The sequence below is a fragment of the Microcoleus sp. S13_C5 genome, from assembly GCF_036700845.1.
GTDB lineage: Bacteria > Cyanobacteriota > Cyanobacteriia > Cyanobacteriales > Microcoleaceae > Microcoleus.
In genome coordinates this window covers 58,756-82,918 of the sequence record NZ_JAUBPR010000014.1, presented here as the reverse complement: position 1 = coordinate 82,918, position 24,163 = coordinate 58,756, and the positions used below count along the sequence as shown (strand labels likewise).

The following is a 24,163-nucleotide window of genomic DNA, read 5'->3' as shown; positions in this document are numbered from 1 at the left end:
TGCGTTAGCGGAGCGAAGCTAGCCTTAGGCATCGTCACAAACCAAGTTTACGACCTCACAGTAACTTGATTGATGACCAAAATGCGTTAACTGTGGGTGCATCTGAGTTTGGTAAATATATCCAGTGGAAAGTTGACCATTGAGATAAGCACAGCGAAGAGAAAGGATAGATGCAACACTCTCAATATTCCACGCTCGCCCTGATAGTTTCACCCGCTCGTCCAATTTGTTTTATCGTTGATTCAACTGTTCCAGAACCCATTTATCTTAGGGATTATTCTTTATAGAATAGGTAATTAATTATACGGTTACGATGGGTTTATCAATAATTGCATAATCTTTTAAATGCCGCATTTTTCAATTTCTTAAATAAATTGATTGCTTCATTTACTTGACCGAACCATAACATACTTTCTGCGTATTTTAATCGTTTAAATGAACGCCAGGCTTTGTACAAATGTTCTTTCAAATGATACCAATCTAAGATTTATTATCTTTGTTCAGTCACTCCAATTTCTTGAAACAGGTTCCAAATTCCAGGATGACCATCTCCTATACAATACATAGGATGTAACAACTTTTGGCTATTAGCCCACTCAATTAAATCTTCATTTTTTTGAAAAAATGATCCATAATAAACCTTATCTAAACAAACTGCTTTATAATCTTTTCAATAACAAGACTCACCCTTGTTATCGTTACATAGCAGGATTTTTCCCCATCTAATCTAATTTATTGGACTCCTTGTTTTGATGTAGGGAATTCAAAATATTGGATATTTACTAATCTTTGTAATGTACTATGAGAAAGTCGGATTCCTGTAAATTTTTCTAAATCTTTTTCCCCTCTTGCATAAGATTCATTAGCACTGATTAAAATAACACATTTTTCCATCATGGGGCTGAGTTGACTACAAGATTTTAATCAGAAATATTTCGCTTGATTCTCTGTAATATTGAGCAACCAGATTACGGATTAAAATCTTCGGTTTCTTCCTGTTTTAATTCCTGATATTAAAAAAAAGCGACCTAATCCTGGTTCCACTTCTGATAACTTTTTTTACCTAGAGATTTTTCGATCCTTTCAAAACTTAAAAACTAGGTTGAATCTGTATTTCTATAAAGAATTGCTGCGACTTGTTTTAAGTGTGCTTTTAGGCACGGTTGGTCTTCGGTTGTCATTTTTTTACCAGATTTTTTTACCAGTTTTACTAGCTTTTTTATTTTCGCCCTTTTTTCAGAGATTTGCAAAACAGAGATGCACCCGGTGAATAATAACTATTAGTCGTGACTACCAACTTACTGTGGTTAGATCACCGATATGATATTATGTATCACAAAAACCGGGTTGATGAAGCCAACCCTCTTCAAAAAAAAGGTGATCTATGGAATTTAAAGATTTTCTGGCTTTGCTGCATCCTATTTTAGCGGTAGCGATTGTTTTTCCTATGCTTGGTGTTGTTCTCAATATGGCGTGGCAAACTATGCAGCGTCGGAAGCAAATTGCGATCGACACCAAGAGCAAAATTCCACCTGTAGTCGGTTCAGAACACGTCAAAGCAGGTCGAATTCTGTCAGGTTCTGTGGTAGGAGTAACGTTGTTGGGTCTAGCCTACCCGATTTTTGAGCATATTTGGAGCGAACAGGTTTGGAGCAAAAATTCCTTTCAGGTCATTTTCATTGTGCTGATGTTTGTTGCAACTGTCGCCTCTTTGGTCATGCTATATCGAGCTACACCCGCTTTATGGCGCGGCATATTTGCGACCCTAACAGGTACTGGTTTGGTGATTCTTGGCGCTCAAGATGGCGTTTATCGACTAACCAATGAATGGTATTGGTCTCACTACTACATTGGCATCACCGCTGCGCTAATTATGGTTTTCTCCCTTGCCATCATTGAAGACATTTACAAAGACCGCTCAAATCGCTGGCGCACTACCCATGTCATCTTGAACTCGATCGCCGTGCTGCTCTTTCTGGGACAGGGAATGACCGGAACCAGGGATTTATTAGAAATTCCTCTGAACTGGCAGAAACCCTATATTTATAGCTGTGATTTCGCCAATAAGACCTGCCCAAAGCCGTGAGCGATCGCATTACTTCGAGATTCCAGTCTAAAAGTAGTAGAAATTAGACCAATAAACCCGGTTTCTGAATGTAACAAAGTCCTGGTACTCACAGGAATGAGAACGAGAAACCGAGTTTATGATGCCCGGAGTGCGTCAGTTCTCATCAGTCATAAATCTTAATCATTGCGAGTCAAACCCTGAAGGCTAACTTGCAAAATCGACAAACCCAAAATTAGCAGAAACAAAACCAGCCCGATCGTACAAGCATAGCCAATTTCCAAATCATTAAAAGCCCGTTCGTAAAGATAATAAACAACAGTCTTAGAACTATTGCGAGGCCCGCCCTGAGTCATAATATAAACTTCTTCAAAAACCTTAGTAGCAGAAATCGCCGAAATTACCGCAACTAAAACTAGATACGGCTTCATCAGTGGCACAGTAATATCCCAGTGCTTTCCCAAACCATCAGAACCATCAATAGCAGCCGCCTCATAAAGTTCTGCCGGAATAGCTTGCAGCCCTGCTAAATAAATCACCATGTAATAGCCCAATCCTTTCCAGATAGTAACTGCCATGACGCTAAAGATTGCTAACTTCGGATTAGCCAGCCAAGAAACAGGAGGTAAACCCAACAATTCCCCCAACTGATTCAGCAGTCCAGTCTCAGCAAACAGCCACTTCCAAGCAATCCCGGCGACAACCATGGAAATCACCGCCGGCGTGTAGTATGCGGCTCGAAACCAGTTCATCCCCTTAAGTTTTTGGTTGCACAAAATCGCCATTCCCAACGGCACAACAACCAATACAGGCACAACGCAGGTGAGATACAGCAGCGTATTCGTCAAAGTTTGCCAAAATGTGCGATCGCCCCACAACCTCTCAAAATTCTTTAAACCCACCCACTGCGGCATTTGAGTTAAATCATATTCGTAGTTGGTAAAACTCAAATAAAAAGCTTGCACCGCCGGCCACAAAACAGTCAAGCTCAAAATAAATAAAGCAGGTAGCAAAAACAAATAAGGCGTCAAATAGCGTCGGGAAAAAGTCACAGACATAGTAATTCATAATTGGTAATTTTACTCGTTAACAGGCTATGCCTGGTAACGCATATCCGGAGGCTCGGCCTCCAATTTTCCTACTAACCAGCGAGGCAGAGCCTCTGGACATTGATTCCCAGGCTATGCCTGGGAACCAGTTATAAAACTCGCATTTGTAGGGTACTATTCGGCGCACCGGCACTGAGTCCTTGAAACGATTTCTTGTCCCCCCCTTATTAAGGGGGGTTAGGGGGGATCTAGACTTCGACCCTACAAATAATAATTATTTAACTCCCGAAAACAAAGCCTGCCAGTCTGCGGCAGAACTGGCATTTTCCCCCTCTTTCACCTCAAAAGTAACGTTGCAAGCTTGCGGTTGTTCCAAAGCCTCCACACACAATTCTGCAATATCTTCCCGACTGACTTTGCCCCTAATATTGTCTCCTTGCTCAAATATTAAAGCTTTGCCTCCCGGTTCTTCAGTCAAAGCGCAGGGTCTGACAATAGTATAAGGTATGCCGCTCGATCGCACACAATCTTCCCCTTTCAACTTCCAAGTCAAAATCCCCCCCAACATATCATTCATCCTGACTGCCGGTGGTTCTTCTTCCAAGTTAATTCCCGGGCGGCCAGGGCGGGTAACTCCTGCCGAACTCACCATCACAAATCGTGGCAAAGTCTGTCCCCCATCAGCTTTAATAGATTCTAACTCCAGTTGAAAAATACCCGGTGTAAATTTCGGGTTGAGCGCGCCATCATATTCAAACTTGCTCAACATTAACTGAAAAGAAAAAATACTGCTGGCATCAAATTTAGAGCCATCTTTGACAGTTTTGGCGCGGAATACGGGGATTAACTCATCAAAGGGAACGGTGACAGTAATCCAGATATTGTAAACAGTATCAAACGAATAGCAATACCCAATTCCATCCCATTTAGCTTCGTTGCGAACAATCAATTTGTAGCGCTTGCCGTCCCCTTTTACACGCAGTTGGAGGCCGCTAAATCCTGCGAGATTGATCGGAGTATCAAAGTTGCGGGTACGCACCGAAGCGAAGCCGCCCGAGTTGGCAGTAGAAACATTGCCTGTGAATATAGCTGTATTGTCTGTCAGCCGGATCGAACTTTCGCTGGTGCCACCCATCACGATGTCGTCGAGAGTTCCCCAAGTTTCTTTTAAATCTTGGCTGGGTTTTGTGAAGTCGAAAATTGTTTTTTCGCCTGCTTGAATTAGCTGGCGACGAACAGCTTGCACTAAATTATTGAGACCTTTGTATTCGACTATTTCGGGAACATCCACAACTTCCGGCATATAAAATTTGATGCCTTGATAATATTTTTCCCGCGTTGGGGTGTCTCCTTCTATCGGTTGAACTTTAGTGCCGGTACAGCAGATAACTGCTTCTATGCCCTCGGTTACTAGCGGTGTTAGAGTTTCTGGTAGAGTGATATCTCCTTCGACTAACTCGACATTATTGCCTAGAATTTCTGTTGCTCTTTTAGCATCTCTGACGAGGCAGCGTACTTTATATCCCCGCTGTTGCAGCCGCTTGACAACTCGCTTCCCCACGCCGCCGGTGGCACCGGCTACCAGTATCAGTTTGGGCTGGTCTTTTTTACTGTTGCTGCTGCTTCCAAATAGTTGTTGCAGCCAGCTAATGCTGCCAATGAAGGGAATGACGCCGAAATAAGCCAAGGTTTTGAGAAACCGGCCGGCATCCCATTGGGCGGTTTTTTTTTCAGTCATACTAGCTTCCTCTGAATTGGCTCAAATCTACTTAGCTGCTTTTGTATTTTAATCGAATTTTCGATTTTTGAATTTGGGCGATTTCCTAGCCTTCGGGAACCCCTGCGGGAAGATAGCTTCGCTAGCGCGGACTTTTTTTTACTGGACAATGGGTGTGGGATGAGTTTGGCTCAAGGGAATCTCAATAATCAACTCGGTTCCCTCTCCGGGGGCTGAAATGCAAGTCAATTTGCCACCGTGTTGTTCCACGGCAATTTCGTGGCTGATCGCCAAACCTATCCCCGCACCTTTGCCCACCTGTTTTGTGGTAAAAAAAGGCTCAAAAATTTTCTGGCGCACTTTTTCTTCCATACCCCAACCGTTGTCTTTGATCCGAACTGCTACGGCTTTTTCTCCGGGACAAAGTTCAGTCACAATCCGAATTTGTCCGTACTTAACTGGCTGTTCTTCGTCGCCGTGCGACGATAAATTATTGTTGACAAAGGCATCTTCGAGAGCATCAATTGCATTTGTCAGTACATTCATAAATACTTGGTTGATTTGAACTGCGTAACACTCAACCAAAGGCAGAGAGCCATATTCTTTGATGAGATGAATTGCTGGGCGATCGGGCTTCGGTTTGAGTCGGTTGCTCAAAATCAGCAAAGCGCTGTCCAATCCGTCGTGAATGTCAACTGGTTTAATGTCTGCTTCGTCAATTCTAGAGAAGTTTCGTAGGGACTGAACTATCTCGCGGATGCGGTTAGCTCCTACTTTCATTGAACCCAGCAACTTCGGTAAGTCTTCAACTATGAACTCTAATTCTACTGCTTCTATTTGTGCTTGAATTTCTGGCCAAGGCGAGGGATAGTGCAGCTCGTAAAGCTGCAATAAATTAATCATTTTTTGACTGTATTCATTAGCATAGCTAAGATTGCCGTAGATGAAGTTAATCGGGTTAGTGACTTCATAAGCTACCGCCGCCACCAACTGTCCCAAACTTGACATTCTTTCGCTTTGCACCAATTGAGTTTGCGCCCGCTTAAGCTCGGACATAGCTGTTTTTAAATTAGCAGTTTTTTCCCGTTCTCTGGCGACTGATGCTTCTAGTGCTGTATTTAATTTTTCGAGTTTATCGACTTGACACAGCACTATATTAATCATTGCTTTTTTCAGTTCCAATGCAGCGTCTATTTCGCATTGTTTCCAAGGCAACGATTTGTACCTCACATTTTCTTTCCACAGCTCGAAGGATTTCCGAGGAGACAGTCGAGGGTTGCCATCTTCATCGGTTTCAACTGGTTTGTTGGGGTTTCCTGCCCAATTTACCGTCTTAATTACTTCCGGGCGAAACCACAAAACGTATATTTTCTGAGTCGGCGATATTGCTATAGCCAAACACCCGCTGGCCGTGTCTTTAAATTCCTCAGCTTCTGGATAGCATTTGGTAAGCGAGTCTGTATAAAAAATTTCTTTATTTAAATGCTTTTGCACCCACTGAGTTAAGTATTTGAGCGCTTCTCCTTGAGGTGTTTGCCCTACTTGATAGCAATTGTCTCCAAATACTATTGCCGCTCCCTGGGCGTTGACTGCTTCTAGCAAATTATGCTGACATTTAACTAACACTTGTGACAAGTTTTCGGAGGTAGATATGTCTTCAAAAATCTTGGTTTGAATGGATTTTAAGTGTAGTTTGTAGTCGTAGTCTTCGTTTCCTTCTTTTGATTGCAATTCTAAGGACATTACTTGCCCGATAAATTCGCAGGCGGCGCGCAATTCATAGTTGAGGTATTTTGGTGTATAGTTGTGGCAAGCAATCAATCCCCACAGTTTTTTGTCTTTGATTAACGAGATTGACATTGAAGCTGTAACGCCCATATTTTGTAGGTATTCTATGTGAATGGGAGAAACGCTTCTCAACACGCTGAAACTGAGGTCTACGGGCTGGGTGGTAAAAGCATGGTTTCCTGAAAAAAGGGGGACTGGTTGATAATTAATATCTGGGATTAACCTCAGCCAATTTAACGAATACAGTTGTCTGGCTTGTTTGGGAATATCTGAGCTGGGGTAGTTTAATCCTAAGAAAGGATTCAGGTTTTCTGCTTTGTCTTCAGCGATTATAGCGCCGTTCCCTTCGGGGTCAAATTGATAGACCATAACTCTATCAAATCCCGATATTTTCCTGACTTCTTCTACAGTTAGTTGACATAATTCTTTGAGCTTGTTGGCGCTTTGAATTTTGCTAACAGTTGCTCTCACTGAATGATAAAAACTAAAAACTGAAAGATTTTCCGGGCTGGTTGCTAATTCTAACTCGACCATCAAAACTTCTTCTAATCGGTGAAGGATGCAGTCAAATTCTAAATATTTACCGGCTTTTTCAACAGAGAGTTTAATGGGATTGACAGTTTTTAAGTTTTCCTTCCGCAAACAGGCATCGAGTTTTTCTAGTTGAACTCGATCGAATAATAAGCTCAAATCTTGACCGATCGCACTTTCTGCATCAATTCCTAACAAATCTTGCGTATTTTCGCTGACTTGCACTATTTCTAGTTCAGGTTCTCGTACGACAAGTAGCACCCCGTGTGGCTGAATGTGTCCCGATAGGTGAATCGGTTCTCTGTCGCAGTTTGTCAAGTCAACTTCTTCGAGCGCGGGAATTGTGATTTGTTGATCCATTTGCTTTGTCTTCCGCTGTAAAATTTTGAGAGGGTTCTAATGATTTGAGATTTGAGAGCAAATTGGCTTTTCCATAAAAATCTCATATTGTTCGATCGCATAACGGCTCGATCCCTGGACGGACACTGAGAATCAATCATCCGAGAGTCAGCGCATCAAAATGATTGAATCGAAAATCAGCCTACCCTATGTGTTGCTGTTCAAGCCGCCTCAGCCTTCTATAAATTTTACCCACTTGGCTCTTCTATACTATCGCTTCCCGATATTAATTATCATAGCAATTGTTGCCATTCTTCAAGTGTGTTTAATAATTTCCCCAAAACTTTAATATTTGTGGTAAAATTTTGCCTGCCGGAACAGGGGGAGAGAAATGCGTCTCCAGAGCGGCCTACTTACTGAAATATTAAGTTAAGGTAAGGGTGACAAGATCTGAAAGTCAAGTCACGCTAAGCTCTTTAAGTATACCCAACAGGCCCGACAATTAGACTGATGATCGACTTCAATACAGTTACTGAATTTTCTCATACCTACTGCATAGCTATCTGTGCCTTTTTAGTTCCGGCAAACTTGCTGACTACTCTGCAGACAGCGATTTTGATAGGACTAAACCGACCTCGAATGCAAATTTGGGCGTCTGTGGTTGTCGCCAGCCTTTGGGCTACAGCAATGATATTTCACGTTTTTACCTGGTTCGCGATCGGGGTAGTAATGCCTCCGACATACATCTTGCTAGTTATGGCAATCACTTGTCTGACAATCAATGTCTGGGCGATCGCTCATCCTGCAAGCATGATGCAATTAATTCGAGTTGCGGTATCAGTTGTTAGGGGATCTTTTAGAAGGAAGAAGGATTTAGTTGTCTAAGAGAGAAAGATATTGTTATCTAGGAACTGAAAAAGAATTTGGCAGGAGGTAATGTGAAAAGTTTCAGGGAAAATATGGGTTTCAGAAGAGTTTTTCGGGTGGCAAATCGTGCTTCCGAGGGCTGAGTTTTCAGCGGTTATTCCGGTTCGCGATCGCGACAATCTTCTGTTTCCGGGCCGCGGGGATGGATCGTGCAGTTGAGCAGGTAGCCCCCATCGCTTCTGCCGTAATAGTAGCGGCATCCGATGCAAATTGCGGGAGGTTCGATCGCACTTTGGTAAACCGGATAATCCGCAGTCGCCAGCAGCGAAAAGTCGCGCTGCGTCTGAACATTCCCGATAATAGCGCCGGAGAGTTCGACACCTTGGCGGATGTTTTCGATCCTAGTGTAAGGCGGTAGGTAAATGTCAATACAAAGGCGTAGGCCCTGGCTATCCTGATCGTGGCGGGTAATAGTGCCTCCGAGCAAACCGACGCGCGAAGCAATAGCCGAGGAAAATTCGCTCAAGGAGGTGCAGTAACCGGAGAAAATGTGAATATGTTCGTCCGTAGTAGCTCTCACAGTCACGCGAGTGGGAATTCGCAATCTCAGGTAAGCGTCGAGTTCGTCAAAAACCGGTTCGGCGAGGGAGAGCATTTGGTTTGCCTCTTCGTGGTTGAGCCCAAAACCCTTAGAAACCTTTGACACGAGGGCTGCTAAAATATCAAAAACTTCGGTTAAGAGCGATTGTAGCCTGCTATCAATGCCGATCGGACATTCTCTGAGCAGCTTTAAATAATCCTCCAACCGATGAGCAATGCGCTGAATGCTGCTAAATCCGAGCATAGCTGCTCCCCCTTTAATCGAGTGCGAGGCTCGGATGAGCTGGTGTATTCTTTGGGGAGCTGGCACGGTGTTTTGCAGATCTTGCAAGCCTTGTTCGATAATTTGGATCTGTTCTGTGGCTTCTTCGATAAAGTAGCCGATGATCCGCTGTAGTTGTTCTGGCAGCATAATTTTATTCTCCTAGAGGCACCCGAGTATTATTAGTCATTACTCAGACCTTTGATAGTTTTGAATCGATATTTCACTGATGAGTAATTGGGGTTTTTAAGCCCTAATTTGTTTTATTCTGACTCACGGCAACTGTAGTGGCAATGTCGAAAACGGTTAACTCTTAACTGTTGACAGTAATTTTTTTTGCTCCGACGGTAGCGGTTGCTACCCCCAACAGCAGCACCGCAGCACCTGCGAGTACCGCCGGCGCCGGCACTTCCCCAAACAGCAAATAACCCAACCAACTCGCCCCAACCGGTTCAAACAAGATGGCAAGAGTTACCAGAGTTGGGGAAATCTGCACTACGGCCCAGTTCAAAATGGTGTGGCCGACTAACTGAGGCAAAGCGGCGGTCAACAAAATATAAAAATATACAATGTTGGGGTAATTAGTATAAGTAGTGCCGAAGGCGAAGGGGAGAGGCAGCAGGACGATCGCAGCAACAGTATAGGCGATGGCGATATAGCCACCAATTCCCAGTCCCCGCCGCTGAGCTTCCCGGCCCAGTAGCAAATACAAGCTGACAGCCCAGGAACCAGCCAGAGCCAGGAAATCGCCAAGCAGTTGGCTGCTGCCAGCATTAGCTGCGCCCGCACTTCCAAGGGCGATCGCCATTCCCCCAGTCAGGGCTATAGTAATGCCAGCGATCGACATTTTGCTGAGTTTTTCCCCGAACCAGAAGCGCGACAACAGCGCTACCCAGACAGGATTAGTGGTGACAAGGGCAGTCGAGGCGGCGATCGAAGTATAAGAAAGTGAGGTTATCCAGAGGGCAAAATGCAGGGCGAGACACAAACCCGCAGTAGCAGCATAGCGCCGAGCTCCCGGTTGCAGGGCGTTCCACTGAATTTTCCGCCAAGCCGGAAGCAGAATTAAAGCAGATAAAGTCAGACGAGAGGCCGCGAGCACCAGACTGAAACCCAAACCGCCCGCCCCTGCTGAAAAGTTAGCCAGCCGAATTAAGATTGAGGAAGTTGAGACGGCTAAAACACCGATAATTAACACTAGGACGATCGACCAATTCGGCGTTTGTTTGGGAAGATTCATTTTGGGGATAATTGGTAATTAGTAACTGCCTAAAGTAATATATACATAGCAATTTTTGCACAAATCTGAATTCTTTATCTTCTCTTTTCCTCTCTTCCTTCGAGTCCTAGCGCTTACGCGCGGCTTCGCCTAACGCGCCTTCGCGGTTCGTTGAAAAAAATCCCGTTGCCGAAGCACAAAAAATTCCTATACTCAATAATTATTAATGTATAGCGCCCTAAAATTACCTGACCTCTGTTATAGTTTCAATATCGCAAAAAACAAATTACCCAATTACAATTTATAACTATCTATGGCTCCTACAGTTTTGATTACAGGCGCTTCTCAAGGAAGTGGCAAAGCAACAGCAATTTTATTTGCAAGTAAAGGTTACGATGTAGTGATGGTAGCTCGCCAGCCAGAGAGATTGGCAGCAGCAGCGGCTCAAGTGCAGCGAGAAGGCACTTCCGCTGTAGCTATTCCGGGGGATGTTGGCGACATTCACCAAGTGCGGGCGATCGTCCAAAAAGCCCTAGATGCCTGTGGCAACATTGATGTTTTGGTTAACAATGCGGGCATTTGTCTCACGGGGGCGATCGAGCACACAACCTCCGAAGACTGGCAGCAATTAATGAATACCAATTTTTGGGGCTGCGTTAACACAATTCAAGAAATATTGCCACATTTTTTGGAACGAAAAACTGGGACAATAGTTAATGTTGGTTCCATTGGTGGCAAAATGCCTTTGCCTCAAATGACTGCTTATTGTGCCAGCAAATATGCAGTAACCGGTTTAACAGAAACTTTGCGATTGGAATTAGCGCCTCAAGGTATTCACGTTTGCGCCGTGCATCCGGGCTTGATTAACAGCGATTTTTTAGAAAGAGCTCAATTTCGCGATCGAGACGAACCCGCAGTCGAATTGCGCCGTCAGCAAATGAGCAAAATGCTGAAATCTGAGTGGGCAACTCAGCCGGAAGATATTGCTAAAGCTATTTGGGATGCTGTGAAAAATCAGCGTGCAGAAGTTACCGTCGGCCCGGCTTTTTTGGCGTCGGAAGCTTATCGGTTGTTCCCCGGTTTGATGCAGTGGGCAATGGGAAAGGGCAACTGAAGAACGGGCAAGATGCCTGTTCCACAAAAACTGAGTTTTTTTTGTGGAACGGTCATCTTGCCCGTTCTTGAGATATAATTAATCAATTAGCTGCTTCAAAGCAAAGAATTAGCATTAATAAAACGACCGTTTAAATCGGCTGGGGTCACATTCAAAACAGTACCCAACAAAGCATTAGTAAAACCGAATCTAATATTAGTAGCTTCCACACGGCCGTTGCCATCGGGATCGAGACTTTGCTGCGAGATGCCGCCCTTGGCTAACAAACTCGTTCCCCCCGAGATAGTTGCAGGATCGATCAGCAGCAGTCTCGGATCGTTTAAGCTATAACTTACCTGTTCCAAGGAGATATTGCTGCTGGTAAATGGCACACTAATTCCAATTGAATCGCTAGATTTATCAAAATCCACAATTACCGCGTCAGGAACTTCAATTCCCACTACTCGGATTCCCGCTTGATCGACTCTCAAAACAAATACATCGCTCCCTGCACCACCTTTGTAAATATCCACATCTCTGTCGCCAATTAAAGTATCATTACCGTCACCGCCCACTAACAAATCAACACCTTGTCCTCCGCGCAGCAAATCATTTCCCGCACCCCCATCAAGGAAATCGCTATTTCTATCTCCTGTCAAGAAATCGTCCCCAGTTTCTCCCAAAACATCATCATCATCTTTGCCGCCGTAAATAGAATCATTGCCGACACCGCCTAACAGACTGTCTTTACCATCGTTGCCGAAAATCCGTTCTGCATCTGACGAGCCCCTGACAGTATCATTGCCGCCCAGCATCCAAAGTCCCCCAGGAAAACTAGCAAGTTGTCCTGGTGCAAGTGTAATATTTTCAGGAGAATTGTCTCCTACCAAACGAGAGATGCCTGAATTATCTGGGGTGAGTACCATAGTTGTAAACTTTGTGCGATGTGAGCATGGATATTGTGCAATATTCTACAGTTTAGTAGGGTGCGCCAGAACACCGTTACTTTCTCACTCGCGATCGAGCAATCGCTGGCGAGCCCTACTAGACAGCTCGATCGCTCCATCTTCGCACAAGCCTGATGGAAATACCCTAGATTAAAATAAAAGTTAAAATTTGAGCCGATGCCAATTATCTTAGTTGAAGACTTGAGCAAAGTTTATCCGGTAGCGATTAAAGAACCGGGGCTTAAAGGAACAGTGCGACACTTTTTTAGTCGCGCTTACCGCAATATAAAAGCAGTTGAGGGCGTTTCTTTCAGTATTGAACCGGGGGAGTTCGTGGGGTTTCTAGGTGCTAACGGTGCTGGCAAAACTACTACGCTGAAAATGCTGACGGGTTTAATTTATCCGTCTGCAGGTACGGTGAGTGTGTGCGATCGTACTCCTTTCCGTCGGGAAGCAGATTTTCTGCAAAAAATCACCTTAGTGATGGGGCAGAAACAGCAGTTAATTTGGGATTTACCTGTGCTTGATTCTCTGCGAATCAATGCCGCTGTCTACGGCATTCCCGATGCAGATTATCGGCGGCGAGTCGGAGAATTGACAGAGATGCTGTCACTAGAAGGCAAGTTAAATCAGGCGGTAAGAAAGCTTTCTTTAGGCGAACGCATGAAAGCTGAATTGATGGCGGCGCTGCTGCACCAACCGGAAGTATTATTTCTAGATGAACCGACTTTAGGTTTGGATATAAACGCACAGTTTAGCGTCAGGCAATTTTTGCGAGAATATAACGAGCGCTATCAAGCAACGGTGCTGTTGACGAGCCACTACATGGCTGACATTACTGCTTTGTGCAAGCGCGTTTTGTTAATCCATGAAGGGCAATTAGTTTATGATGGCAGTTTGGACGGATTGCTCGACAGGTTTGCACCTTATCGGGAAGTTCAGGTAAAATTAGCTAAGCCGCTGGCAAAAGATAGTGCTTTTGCTTACGGGGAGGTAGAATCTATTGAGGGACAATCGGTGCGGTTTTTGGTAAAAAGGGAAGAGCTGACGGTAAGCGTGGCGAAGATTTTGTCGGACTTGGATGTCCTAGATTTGACTGTTACCGATCCGCCAATTGAAGAGGTAATCGGTCGCGTTTTCCGCACGGGAAAAGTGTAATGTTTTTGGCGGGTTCATTCTTTATAAGAGGTAAGATATCTGTTTCACTAGAGTTTCAAATTTTTGTGAACCGGGCATCTTGCCCGTTGCTAAAACCTAAAAATTGAACAGGCAAGATGCCTATTCCACTAGAGTTTCACTGTTTTGTAGAACGGCATCTTGCCCGTTGCTAAAACCGAATAATTAAATTTACAATTGATATGAGAAAATCCCTCAAAATTGCTAAAACTTTGTTTGTCACCTACTACGCTTATATGCTCGAATACCGGGCAGAATTGTTTTTGTGGGCGCTGTCGGGAGCTTTGCCATTTATCTTAATGGGTGTCTGGATGCAGGCGGCAAAAACTGGTCAATTTGGGCTGAATTCCCTCGACTTTACCCGTTATTTTTTAGCCACTTTCATTGTCAGGCAAATAAATGTAGTTTGGGTAATTTGGGAGTTTGAAAAGGAAGTAGTGCAAGGCAGGCTATCTAATAGATTATTGCAACCTCTCGATCCCGTATGGCACCACTTCGTATCTCACGTTTCCGAAAGGTTTGCGAGGCTGCCCTTTGTATTCGGATTGGTGCTGCTGTTTTTTGCACTTTACCCGCAGTCTTTTTGGCTGCCGAGTTTGGGCAGGTTTTTGCTATTTTTGTTGGTTATCATCTTGACTTTTTGTTTGCGGTTTCTGATACAGTATACTTTTGCGCTGTTTGCTTTTTGGCTGGAAAGGGCAAGTGCGATCGAGCAATTTTGGTCTTTAACTTACCTGTTTTTATCGGGAATTACCGCACCGCTAGAAGTGTTTCCCGCACCCGTGCGCGAAGTAGTTTTGTGGACGCCGTTTCCTTATTTGATTCATTTTCCGGCTTCAATCTTGATAGGATTGCCCGTAGATGTAGGCCGCAGTTTGTTGGTAATGTTGGGTTGGAGTGGGGTGTTTTTTGTGTGGAATCGCTGGCTTTGGCGCCAGGGCTTGAAGCAGTATTCGGGCATGGGAGCGTGAACTCCCCAGAACTGATGGTACGGTATTGCTAATATGCGAGAATAGTTATAAATCAAGTGGGCATTCAACCCACTTAAGTTGTGCATTTTCATGCCCTTGCTCAACTCGTACCATTTTTGGCGCGGGGCTTCCTGCTTGTTAGTTAAATAATAATTAAAAATTAGAAAACTGTAAGGTATGTGACAGTAAAATATTAATCTTTTTTTCAAAAAGACTTAGTGAAGCACCCTATTTACCTTGATCGCACACATCATGCAAAAATGCAATCGGGAGTATTCGACAATTGCATAAACCTCTATTTTTTGTATATATAAGTACAAAAGTTTACAAAAAAGTCTTATATTAATTAACCCAACGACTGATAAACAGGATAAAAGAGATTCTAATGACAGCCAAAAAAAACCTCATTGTAATCGGCAATGGCATGGTAGGTCACAAGTTCCTAGAGTTAATGGTCAGCTCGGATGCTGCCAAACACTGGAATTTAATTACTTTTTGTGAAGAACCGCGCGTTGCTTACGATCGCGTAAACCTCAGCGGATTTTTCTCTGGCAAAACAGCGGGAGATTTATCTTTAGTTGCACCGGGATTTTATCAAGAAAACGGCATCCAAATTTACATCGGCGACAAAGCAGTCGCCATTAATCGGGAACAAAAAATAGTCTCTTCAGCCAACGGTTTAGAAGTTCCCTACGACAAAATTGTTTTGGCCACTGGTTCCTATCCATTTGTGCCATCAATTAAAGGCAAAGACGCTACAGGAACTTTTGTCTACCGGACAATTGACGACCTGGAGGCGATGTCGGATTACGCTAAAAATTGCCGAATTGGTGTAGTAATTGGCGGCGGGTTGTTAGGTCTAGAGTGTGCTAATGCTCTGCAAAATATGGGTTTAAAAACTCACGTTGTTGAGTTTGCATCGCGGCTGATGCCCGTGCAAGTTGACGAAATTGGCGGTGCAATTCTCCGCAGCAAAATAGAAGAGTTGGGGGTTTCGGTTCATACCAGCAAATCTACCACAGAAATTGTCAGCGAAGATGGTAAAGTTACTAAAATGCTGTTTGCTGACGGTTCGGAATTGGCAACAGATATGATTGTGTTTTCTGCTGGCATTCGCCCCCGCGACGAAATGGCCAGAAGTTGCGGTATAGAAGTAGGAGAACGCGGTGGCATTGTGATTAATGATAGCTGCCAAACCTCCGATCCTGACATTTATGCGATCGGAGAATGCGCGCTTTATCAAAGCCGCATCTACGGCTTAGTTGCGCCTGGGTATACAATGGCAAGCGTAGCAGCAGATATTTTGAGCCGTGTAGCGGATGACGGGCAAGATGCCCGTCCCACAAGCAATTTTACAGGTGCGGATATGTCCACTAAACTCAAATTATTGGGGGTGGATGTCGCTAGTTTTGGAGATCCTTTTCCCAAGTCGGCCGATGCTAAAGAAATTGTTGTCGCTGACACCTTCCAAGGCATTTACAAAAAATTAGTTTTAAATCAAGACGGCAGCCGGATTTTAGGCGGAATTCTCGTGGGAGATGCTTCGGCTTACGGCACTTTGCTGCAATTCATGCAAAATGAAATTGCTCTGCCGCCGCATCCCGAAGATTTGTTAATGCCACCGCGAGAAGGGGGAGTCCCGGCGGGTTTTGGAGTAGACAGTTTGCCGGATTCGGCTCAAATTTGTTCTTGCAATAATGTTACCAAAGGGCAGATTTGTGCCGCGATTCGCGATCGCAATTTAACTGATGTTGCCAGCGTCAAGAAATGCACTCAAGCTGGGACGGGCTGCGGCGGCTGCGTGCCTTTAGTGACGGATATCTTCAAGGCGGAGATGAAGAAAGCTGGGTTTGCAGTCAAAAATAATCTTTGCGAACATTTTGAATATTCTCGTCAAGAATTGTACCATTTAGTGCGCTCTCAAGAGATTAAAACCTTTGAGGAGTTGATTGAAAGACACGGCAAAGGTAAGGGTTGCGAAATTTGCAAGCCTGCTGTTGGTTCGATGCTGGCTTCTACTTGGAATGACCATATTTTAGAGAAGTCTCACGTCGGTTTGCAAGATACGAACGATTACTTTTTGGCCAACATTCAGCGCGATGGTACTTATTCGGTGGTGCCGCGAATACCGGGGGGAGAAATCACGCCGGATAAGTTGATTGTTTTGGGTGAGGTGGCCAGGGATTTTGGGCTTTATACTAAGATTACTGGCGGGCAACGGATTGATTTGTTTGGAGCTCGTGTGGATCAATTGCCGCATATTTGGCGTCGGTTGATTGATGCGGGATTTGAGTCGGGACACGCTTACGGTAAGGCTCTGCGTACTGTAAAATCTTGTGTTGGTAGCACTTGGTGCCGCTTTGGGGTGCAGGATTCAACGAGTTTGGCGATCGAGGTTGAATTGCGGTATCGTGGTTTGCGATCGCCCCACAAGCTCAAATCTGCTGTCTCTGGTTGCACTCGCGAATGCGCGGAAGCTCAAAGCAAGGACTTTGGGATAATTGCGACGGAGAATGGTTGGAATTTGTATGTGTGCGGCAATGGCGGCATTAAGCCACAGCACGCGGTTTTGCTGGCTACGGATATCGATAAGGAAACGCTGATTAAGTATATCGATCGATTCTTGGTTTTCTACATCCGCACCGCCGACAGATTGGAACGTACTGCTACTTGGTTGAACAAACTTGAGGGAGGCATTGAATACTTAAAGCAGGTAATTGTTGAGGATTCTCTGGGCATTTGTGCGGAATTAGAAGCGCAGATGGAACATTTAGTCAATACTTATCAATGTGAGTGGAAAACGACGATTGAAGACCCGCAAAAAGTGCAGCGGTTCCAGCATTTTGTGAATTCCGATTTGCCAGATCCGAGTATTGTTCGTGTTGCGGAACGGGGACAAACGCGGCCTCCTTACGAATATGAAAAGGCTCTGGCTGGAGTTTCGGAATAACCTATACAATCCTGGACGCACTCAACCGAAAAAAACCCGGTTTCTCGTTCTCATTCTCAATCTAAAATGACGCAATTACGTTAAGAAACCGGGTTTTTGCGTCCAGGAACACTATAATCTCGTTCCCAGGTAGAGCCTAGGAAACCCGGAGATCCCCCCTAGCCCCCCTTAATAAGGGGGGGACAAGAACACTAGATTGAAGTAAATTAACAGGAAAAGAAGATGGTTCAATCATTACAAGTTTCGGATACTGTGACTACTTGGGTAGATGTGTGTTCTCTCGATGCGATCGCCCCTTATACTGGAGTTTGCGCTTTAGTTAAAGGCGAGCAAGTGGCGATTTTCCGAGTGGGAAACGGGGATGAAGTTTATGCGCTTAGCAATTACGACCCGTTTAGCAAAGCTTTTGTTTTGTCGCGGGGAATTGTGGGCGATCGCAACGGCACTCTCAAAGTTGCTTCTCCCATTTACAAGCAAAACTTTAGTCTCACTACCGGGCAATGTCTGGATGATGAAACGGTGAAGATTCCTACTTTTGCGGTTCGGGTTGTAGCCGATCGCGTCCAAGTAGCTGTTAGTTAGATTCAGCGGCTTAATTGTTCGATCGCCATCCGCCACCACCTAACATTCCTGTGGGTGCTGGCGGATTTTGCATTGGGGCCCTCCCGACTCAGTATTTTTCGTATAAAATAGAGTCGATTGGTTCCATACTCCAGGCTCGCTCAAAAAAAGCTCAACTAATATCCGAGCTGATGCGAGGATTGTCAATGCAAACAAACTTCAGGGGCAGGGTATCGGTATGTTGTTAAAAAAACTTGTTTCCGAAAATAATCCCCAGACTGTAGCAGAGTTAATCCATGCCCAACTCAAAATCGGTCAACTGACTTGGGGCGAACTCAACATACAAGTTTTCGGCCAGCACTGGCGGGACGAATCTTTACACGAAGTCCTCAGAGAAATTGCAGCGAGGCTCGACAAAGAAACAGCGAGCCAAATTATAGAATATCTCACAGATCAAAACGGTCAACAAGAAAAATTTATTAATTTGTTTTTAGCAGCGCAATGCCTGTTAAAAGTGAAAAATGATGTTAATAAAAAAGCCGCAAAAAAACTGTTAAACGCTTTAAAAAAGTTATCGCAATACGGCACGGGTTTCCTGATTCTTTATCAAAGCGCTCAAGAATTGCAGGAAACTTATCAAATTCGCAATCGATCGATCGCGGCGATCGCCCAAACTTGGAAAAACGACCCGCAAACCCTGCCCTGGCTGAAAATACTCGCTCACTCCACCGACTGTGGCGAAGTCCGAGCCACAGCAGTCGAAGCAATAGCCCGTGGTTGGCCAGACCAGCCAGAAATTTACCTGATGCTCAAAAAACTCGCCAAATCTGATCAAAGCTGGGCAGTGCGCTCGACCTGTGTGCGAGAAATGGCTTGTGGTTGGCCAGACACGAGCGATACCTTGTCGCTGCTGAGTGTCCTGGCTCAGTTCGATCAAAGTCCCGCAGTCCGCACCGCAGCACTCGAACAATTGGCCTCTAATTGGCCCGATCGCACAGATACCTTGCTGCTGCTGAGAAGCGCCGCCGAATCCGACGAAAATTTGGGAGTGCGAGTCGCAGCGTGGCAAGAAATAGCCAGAGGTTGGCACAGCCTTTTAGGCACGGCCTCCCTGCTCAAAAACCTTGCCCAGACTGGAAGTTCTATCCTGCGAACCGTAGCGGTGCGGGAGTTGGCAGCGGGCTGGCCCGCCGCAGCCGACGTTTGCCTGCTGCTGAAAACCCTAGCCGAATCCGACAGCAGCAAAGAAGTGCGGACAGCAGCCTTAGAAGAATTAGCCTCGCACTGGCCCGACGAACCAGACATTTACCCGCTGCTGAAAACTAAAGCCGAGTCCGACGCGAGTTCGAGCGTCCGGCGCTCAGCCGTGCAAGCAATTGCCTCTGGCTGGCCCGGGAACCCCGAAACTCTGACTTTTTTGAAAAATATAGCATTGGGCGATCGCGACGCCGATCTGCGAGAAATAGCCCTACAACAGATAGCCGCAGGTTGGCCCGACCACCCAGAAACCCTGCCCCTGCTGCAAAAAATAGCTGATTCCGAGGATTACTGGACTGTGCGGCAAGTAGTAGTGGAGGCTGTCGCCGCACTGGCGTCCGGCAGTCTCGAAGTCTTTGGCTGGTTGCAAAATCTCGCGGAGTCAGACAGACACCTGAACGTCCGAGAAACGGCGGTGGAAGAGATCGCAAAACGCTGGTCTCACCGGGGCGAGACGCTGCCTTTCCTCAAAAGCCGGGTCGAGTCCGAGCATGATTCTCACCTGCTAAGCGTGCTGGTGCGATCGATCGTGCGGGGGTGGCCCGACGACCCGGAAACCTTGCCTTGGGTAAAAATTCAGCTCGATTCTGGGGAAGCCCTGGTACGGCAAGCGGCGGTGCTTGAACTCGCTTACAACTGGCCAGACACTCCTGAAACTTGGATGCTGCTGGAGGCTCAAGCAGAGGGCGATGAGAGTCCCGCTGTTAGGCAAATCGCTTTGCAAAAGTTAGCGCGGGGGTGGACAAATCAGTCTGAAACTTTCGAGTGGCTCAAAAGTAGATCTCAAAAGGATGAAGATTCGCAGGTGCGGGCGATCGCCCTGGTAGAGTTAATGCGGGGATGGAAAGACGAGCCGGGAATGTTTGAGTTTTTGCGCGATCGAGCTTTGAGCGATGTTGACAATCAAAACGGTTCTTTTCCTTACAATCCCAGGTTTACAGCACTCGAAGCGATTATCGAACATTATCCCGAAAATCCCGGAGTTGTGCCGTTGTTGCGATCGCTTGCAGCTTCCGACGCAGAAGAGCAAGTGCGGGCCTTAGCGGAGCGCCGGCTACGCAGCCAAGACTGGTAAACAGAAATAATCCTTTTGACCTCTCGGAAAAATAAAGTTTGTCCGAGCGATGGCAAGTTATTAATAAGGAAAAGACTTTGAGAGTTTCTGAAGATGTCTATTGACTTTGTTAGCTAGATTGCGTAGAGCCGTGAGGTGCAGTATGAAAATGCAAATGACTGTGAGCTTGATGAGTAAAAGTGTCTATTGAATGATCGTGTTGATGCGCTTCATCGTGGGTATGTTCATGCTTGTGCCACAACCCATCTGCTGCCGGAACAGAGCTAGATGATTGAGGTTTGAGTGTGAATTGTATGGCAACCAGTAGCACTAAGCCAATCAAGCTGCCATAGAAAAATGTTTGACCGATGAAATGAATGCCGAGCCAACCTGCAAGGGGATAGGAAAAAGCCCACCATAGGTGACTCCAGGCAAAGTGTGCCCCGTAAACCCGTCCTTGAATATCCGTAGGGATGCGATCTGCGATCAAGGTCTGAGTTGGCAAGTTCACCAGCGATTGACCTGCACCAGCAACAAGCCACAGTAACAAAAGCGGTATCAGACTAGCAAAACTTGCCGGAAGAAGCGCGATGGTAATTAAAGTTGCTCCGATCGCTACGAAAGTCGTGCGTGGCAGGCGTTGATTAAAATTGCCGAAGACTACAGATGCCAGGGTTGCACCAATTCCAAAGCTTGCCATTACCCAGCCATACTCAACCTTGCCCAGTTGCAGCGTTCCTTGCACATAGCTCACTGTGTTCACCAAAATTTGGGCACCGGTGATTGAGGCAACTAACTGCATTGCCAGAGCATACCGAATCGGGGGGTCAGTCCATAAGCGAGTGGTTCCTTCTCGAATATCTTGCCAGGTACGACTCACAGTTCTCGCTGACTGATTCTGCTCTACTCTCAATTGTCCAGGCAGGGTCACAATCAGAACACCAGCAATCAAAAAGCTAAGGGCATCGAGAAAAAAGACTTGCCGTGCGCCAACGAAAGCTGCCACTCCTCCAGCCAAGCCGGGACCCAGGACACCGAGTAGCTGAAACGTGGCGCTAGAGAGGGCAATTGCCTGTGGATACTCGTTTGGCCCTGTAACTAGAGGAATCGTTGCCGTGTAGGTGGGTGTGAAAAAGGCGTAAAAGACATTGAGCCCAAAAACGATCGCGTAAATCTGCCATGCCTGGGTTACAAATGGCAACAAGCTGATAATCACCATCCGTGCCAGATGCGTCACCACCATAATGCGCTTGCGATCGAAACGGTCAGCAATCGCGCCTGCTAGGGGAGAGAGTAGAACGAATGCTGCAACCCGTAGGGTCAATGCTCCAGACAAGATCACACCTGCATTCTTACCTGCAAGTTCAAATGCCAGCAGTGCCAGCCCCACCCATGTCAAGGCATCTCCAATCAGGTTGATTGTCTGTGCAAAGTACAGTCTGGCAAACACCCGATTCCTTAAACACTGGAGCAACTGAGGAGTCCGTCTCATTTTTCAACCCCTAAATTTTTTAGAAATACTTGCAAAAGTTATTTGAGCTATCGTTCCATTATATCCCCCCTAGGGGTATAGGTAAGAGCTGCTAATTTGCCGAGAATTGCCCTGTCACAACGGCACTTCGTTTCTCGTCTTTATTAGATATCTCCAACAATTCTTGTGGGGCAGGCATTCAGCCCTCCCTGGACTGGCTTTTCACTTCTATGTCTATTCATTCCCACCAAAGGACGATCGCATACCGCACCGCTTCCCCCATTACCGAACAGCGATCGATCGCAATCCGAAGCCGTTTTCTCCGACGTGAGCAACTGTTCCCGAAAAACTTGGTATTGCTTCGCCCGCTGCACGAGGCTTGCAGTTTCCGACGCACAAGAGCAAGTGCGGGCCTTAGCCGCTCTCTGGCTTCAAGTGTTAACTATTAACTGTTAATAATCAATCAAAAGGCCGATCGCATACCGCACCGCTTCCCCCATCATCGAACCGCGAACGCGATCGGACGCCGTTTTCTCCCACGCGAGCAACTGTTCCCGAAAACCCGGGTCTTGCTTCGCCCGCTGCACGATCGCCTGACTGATGACTTTCTTTTGAATCTGCTCTGTCGGGATACCTTGCTGCTTCAAATAATCCAACAGCCGCTGCACGCTTTCGGAGAATTTATCCGGCGTCTGAGACATCAAAATAAACGAAATTTGGCGCACCATTCGCTGGTAGATTTCCTGTCTTCTGAGCAATATTTCCTTGTGAGTCGGCTCCCCCGGCTCCACACTGTTACTAGGAATAGCCAAGTCGAGCAAACTCAAAATTTCAGCGCCCTTGGCTAAAACCTTTTCCAACATATCTGGATAAAGCTCCAAAATGCGATCGCCCAAAATCTTGCCGTTCACCAAACGGTTCGCACTCAGCCTCAGTAAATTTTGTTCTCCTGCGGACTCAAAAAATTGAACATTCAATTTGAGTTCGCGGCTTTCCAACTCCACGCGACGCAGCGTAAAAACCAAAGCCTCCCAATTAGGAGCTTCCTCAAAAAACACCTTCACAATAGAACTGTCCTCTTGATGCTGCCGCCCCAATTCCCCCGACTCAAAATCGCGATTGACCGGAAAGCGATTTGCCGCAACTTTCGCAGTATAATCAAACTGAGTAAAAACATAGCTGCAGTCAACTCTCGACAGATCGACATCTTGAACTTGCCAATTTTGAATGCAGCAACCCGTAAGCTGCGCCCCCTCCAAATTCGTCCGAATCAAACGGCACTCAATCAAACAAGCTTCTCTTAAATCCGCCTCACCCAACATGGCATCCATCAAATAAGCGCCACTCAAATCAGCTTTCCGCAAATCAGCACTTCGCAAATTCGCTTCGCTCAAATCAGCTCGCAGCAAATACACTCCTTGCAGGTTAGCTCGCAGCAAAAGTGCCTTCTTAAAACTCGCTTTCAATAAATAAGAACCCGCCAGATTAGCTCGACTCAAATCAGCGTTATCCAGCACCGCCTCAGTCAAATCCGCCCCCGCCAGCACAGCTCGGTGCAAGTCAGCGCCCGTCAGATTTGCCGATCGCATTTGAGCGCCATTCAAGTCAGATTCAATCAAATTTACACCGATTAAATTTGCCGATCGCAAATTCGCTTCCACCAAATGCGCTTCCCGCAAATTAGCACCCGTTAAATTAGCACCAACAAGACTGGCGCGGTTGAGATTCGCCTCCATCAATTCCGCCGCCATCAACTTCGCGCCGTCGAGTTTAGCCCCGGCAAAATTAATCTGGTCAGATTTAACTCCTTGAAGATTAGCACCGCCCAAATCCGCTTCGGGGAACGCGGCCCAATTGAGTTCTGCTGCTTCCAAACAAGCAAGGCGCAAATCCGCTTTAGCAAGATTTGCCCCGCTCAAATTTGCCCCGCTCAGATTCGCCCCAGCTAGCCCCGCACTGCGGAGATCCGCGCGACGCAAACAAGCCCCTATCAACTTGGCATTGCTCAAAAAAGACCAGCTTAAATTAGCGCCGGTCAAGTTAGCACCAGTGAGGTCTATATCTCGCAGGTTAACACCGCTTAAACTAGCGCCGCTGAGGTCAATGTGACCAAAGTTGCGCTCTCCCTGTTGATAGCGTTGTAAAAATTCTTGTGTTTGCATTCCGCAGATTGGGGGGCTGGCAATTTAGTTGTTTTAGAACCCGCTGGTCAATCTATTTTAGATTTTAGATTTTAGATTTTAGAT

The 24,163-nt window shown here is 45.9% G+C and carries 17 protein-coding genes and 1 pseudogene; 8 read left to right on the top strand and 10 right to left on the bottom strand.

The genetic code is table 11. From position 1 onward, the window contains the following. Positions 1 to 126: 126 nt before the first annotated feature. Positions 127 to 1,181: pseudogene (locus QUA04_RS06410) on the bottom strand (ISKra4 family transposase); the annotation flags it as partial. A 203-nt stretch (positions 1,182 to 1,384) separates the two neighbouring features. On the opposite strand from QUA04_RS06410, the gene QUA04_RS06405 reads away from it, so the two are divergent. Beyond that, entirely contained in the window at positions 1,385 to 2,086 is a 702-nt protein-coding gene (locus QUA04_RS06405; protein ID WP_333254910.1) for a DUF4079 domain-containing protein, read from the top strand. Positions 2,087 to 2,244: 158 nt separating this feature from the next. On the opposite strand, the gene QUA04_RS06400 is transcribed toward QUA04_RS06405, so the two are convergent. The 3 genes from QUA04_RS06400 to QUA04_RS06390 form a co-directional block, all read right to left on the bottom strand. Then, positions 2,245 to 3,123 (bottom strand): sugar ABC transporter permease, encoded by an 879-nt coding sequence (locus QUA04_RS06400; RefSeq protein ID WP_333254908.1) that lies wholly within the window; start codon positions 3,121 to 3,123, stop codon positions 2,245 to 2,247. Positions 3,124 to 3,388: 265 nt separating this feature from the next. Then, complete coding sequence (locus QUA04_RS06395; RefSeq protein ID WP_333254906.1) at positions 3,389 to 4,852, bottom strand: CIA30 family protein; 1,464 nt, start codon at positions 4,850 to 4,852, stop codon at positions 3,389 to 3,391. A gap of 138 nt (positions 4,853 to 4,990) precedes the next feature. After that, positions 4,991 to 7,510 (bottom strand): ATP-binding protein, encoded by a 2,520-nt coding sequence (locus QUA04_RS06390; protein WP_333254904.1) that lies wholly within the window; start codon positions 7,508 to 7,510, stop codon positions 4,991 to 4,993. Positions 7,511 to 8,128: 618 nt separating this feature from the next. Between QUA04_RS06390 and QUA04_RS06385 the strand changes: the two genes are divergently transcribed. Next, a complete protein-coding gene (locus QUA04_RS06385) occupies positions 8,129 to 8,374 on the top strand; it encodes a hypothetical protein (RefSeq protein WP_333254902.1) in 246 nt (81 codons plus the stop codon). A gap of 136 nt (positions 8,375 to 8,510) precedes the next feature. Here the strand turns inward: QUA04_RS06385 and QUA04_RS06380 are convergent, their stop codons facing one another. After that, the gene (locus QUA04_RS06380; protein ID WP_333254900.1) at positions 8,511 to 9,368 is read right to left on the bottom strand and encodes an Hpt domain-containing protein; all 858 of its coding nucleotides are present in this window, start codon (positions 9,366 to 9,368) and stop codon (positions 8,511 to 8,513) included. Positions 9,369 to 9,531: 163 nt separating this feature from the next. Beyond that, a complete protein-coding gene (locus QUA04_RS06375) occupies positions 9,532 to 10,458 on the bottom strand; it encodes a DMT family transporter (protein ID WP_333254899.1) in 927 nt (308 codons plus the stop codon). Positions 10,459 to 10,750: 292 nt separating this feature from the next. On the opposite strand from QUA04_RS06375, the gene QUA04_RS06370 reads away from it, so the two are divergent. After that, positions 10,751 to 11,551 (top strand): SDR family oxidoreductase, encoded by an 801-nt coding sequence (locus QUA04_RS06370; protein WP_333254897.1) that lies wholly within the window; start codon positions 10,751 to 10,753, stop codon positions 11,549 to 11,551. 95 nt (positions 11,552 to 11,646) lie between these two features. Here QUA04_RS06370 and QUA04_RS06365 read toward each other — a convergent pair whose 3' ends face one another. Beyond that, complete coding sequence (locus QUA04_RS06365; RefSeq protein ID WP_333254894.1) at positions 11,647 to 12,456, bottom strand: calcium-binding protein; 810 nt, start codon at positions 12,454 to 12,456, stop codon at positions 11,647 to 11,649. Positions 12,457 to 12,654: 198 nt separating this feature from the next. On the opposite strand from QUA04_RS06365, the gene QUA04_RS06360 reads away from it, so the two are divergent. The 5 genes from QUA04_RS06360 to QUA04_RS06340 all read left to right on the top strand — a co-directional run bounded on the left by QUA04_RS06360 (position 12,655) and on the right by QUA04_RS06340 (position 20,467). Next, entirely contained in the window at positions 12,655 to 13,635 is a 981-nt protein-coding gene (locus QUA04_RS06360; RefSeq protein ID WP_333254892.1) for an ATP-binding cassette domain-containing protein, read from the top strand. A gap of 200 nt (positions 13,636 to 13,835) precedes the next feature. Next, positions 13,836 to 14,624: an ABC-2 family transporter protein gene (locus QUA04_RS06355; RefSeq protein ID WP_333254890.1), complete on the top strand. Its 789-nt coding sequence runs from the start codon at positions 13,836 to 13,838 to the stop codon at positions 14,622 to 14,624. A gap of 385 nt (positions 14,625 to 15,009) precedes the next feature. Further along, positions 15,010 to 17,574 (top strand): nitrite reductase large subunit NirB, encoded by a 2,565-nt coding sequence (gene nirB / locus QUA04_RS06350; protein WP_333254888.1) that lies wholly within the window; start codon positions 15,010 to 15,012, stop codon positions 17,572 to 17,574. 222 nt (positions 17,575 to 17,796) lie between these two features. After that, entirely contained in the window at positions 17,797 to 18,156 is a 360-nt protein-coding gene (nirD, locus tag QUA04_RS06345; RefSeq protein WP_333057424.1) for a nitrite reductase small subunit NirD, read from the top strand. Positions 18,157 to 18,373: 217 nt separating this feature from the next. Next, positions 18,374 to 20,467, top strand: a complete 2,094-nt coding sequence (locus QUA04_RS06340; protein ID WP_333254886.1) for a HEAT repeat domain-containing protein — start codon at positions 18,374 to 18,376, stop codon at positions 20,465 to 20,467. Between the two features lie 109 nt (positions 20,468 to 20,576). Here the strand turns inward: QUA04_RS06340 and QUA04_RS06335 are convergent, their stop codons facing one another. The 3 genes from QUA04_RS06335 to QUA04_RS06325 form a co-directional block, all read right to left on the bottom strand. Beyond that, on the bottom strand, positions 20,577 to 21,938 hold the full coding sequence (locus QUA04_RS06335; RefSeq protein WP_333254884.1) for an MFS transporter: 1,362 nt from the start codon (positions 21,936 to 21,938) through the stop codon (positions 20,577 to 20,579). Positions 21,939 to 22,081: 143 nt separating this feature from the next. Beyond that, positions 22,082 to 22,291 (bottom strand): hypothetical protein, encoded by a 210-nt coding sequence (locus tag QUA04_RS06330; RefSeq protein ID WP_333254882.1) that lies wholly within the window; start codon positions 22,289 to 22,291, stop codon positions 22,082 to 22,084. Positions 22,292 to 22,369: 78 nt separating this feature from the next. Further along, positions 22,370 to 24,079 carry a pentapeptide repeat-containing protein gene (locus QUA04_RS06325; protein WP_333254880.1) on the bottom strand — a complete coding sequence of 570 codons (1,710 nt, stop codon included), beginning with the start codon at positions 24,077 to 24,079 and terminating at the stop codon, positions 22,370 to 22,372. Between the last annotated feature and the right edge of the window lie 84 nt (positions 24,080 to 24,163).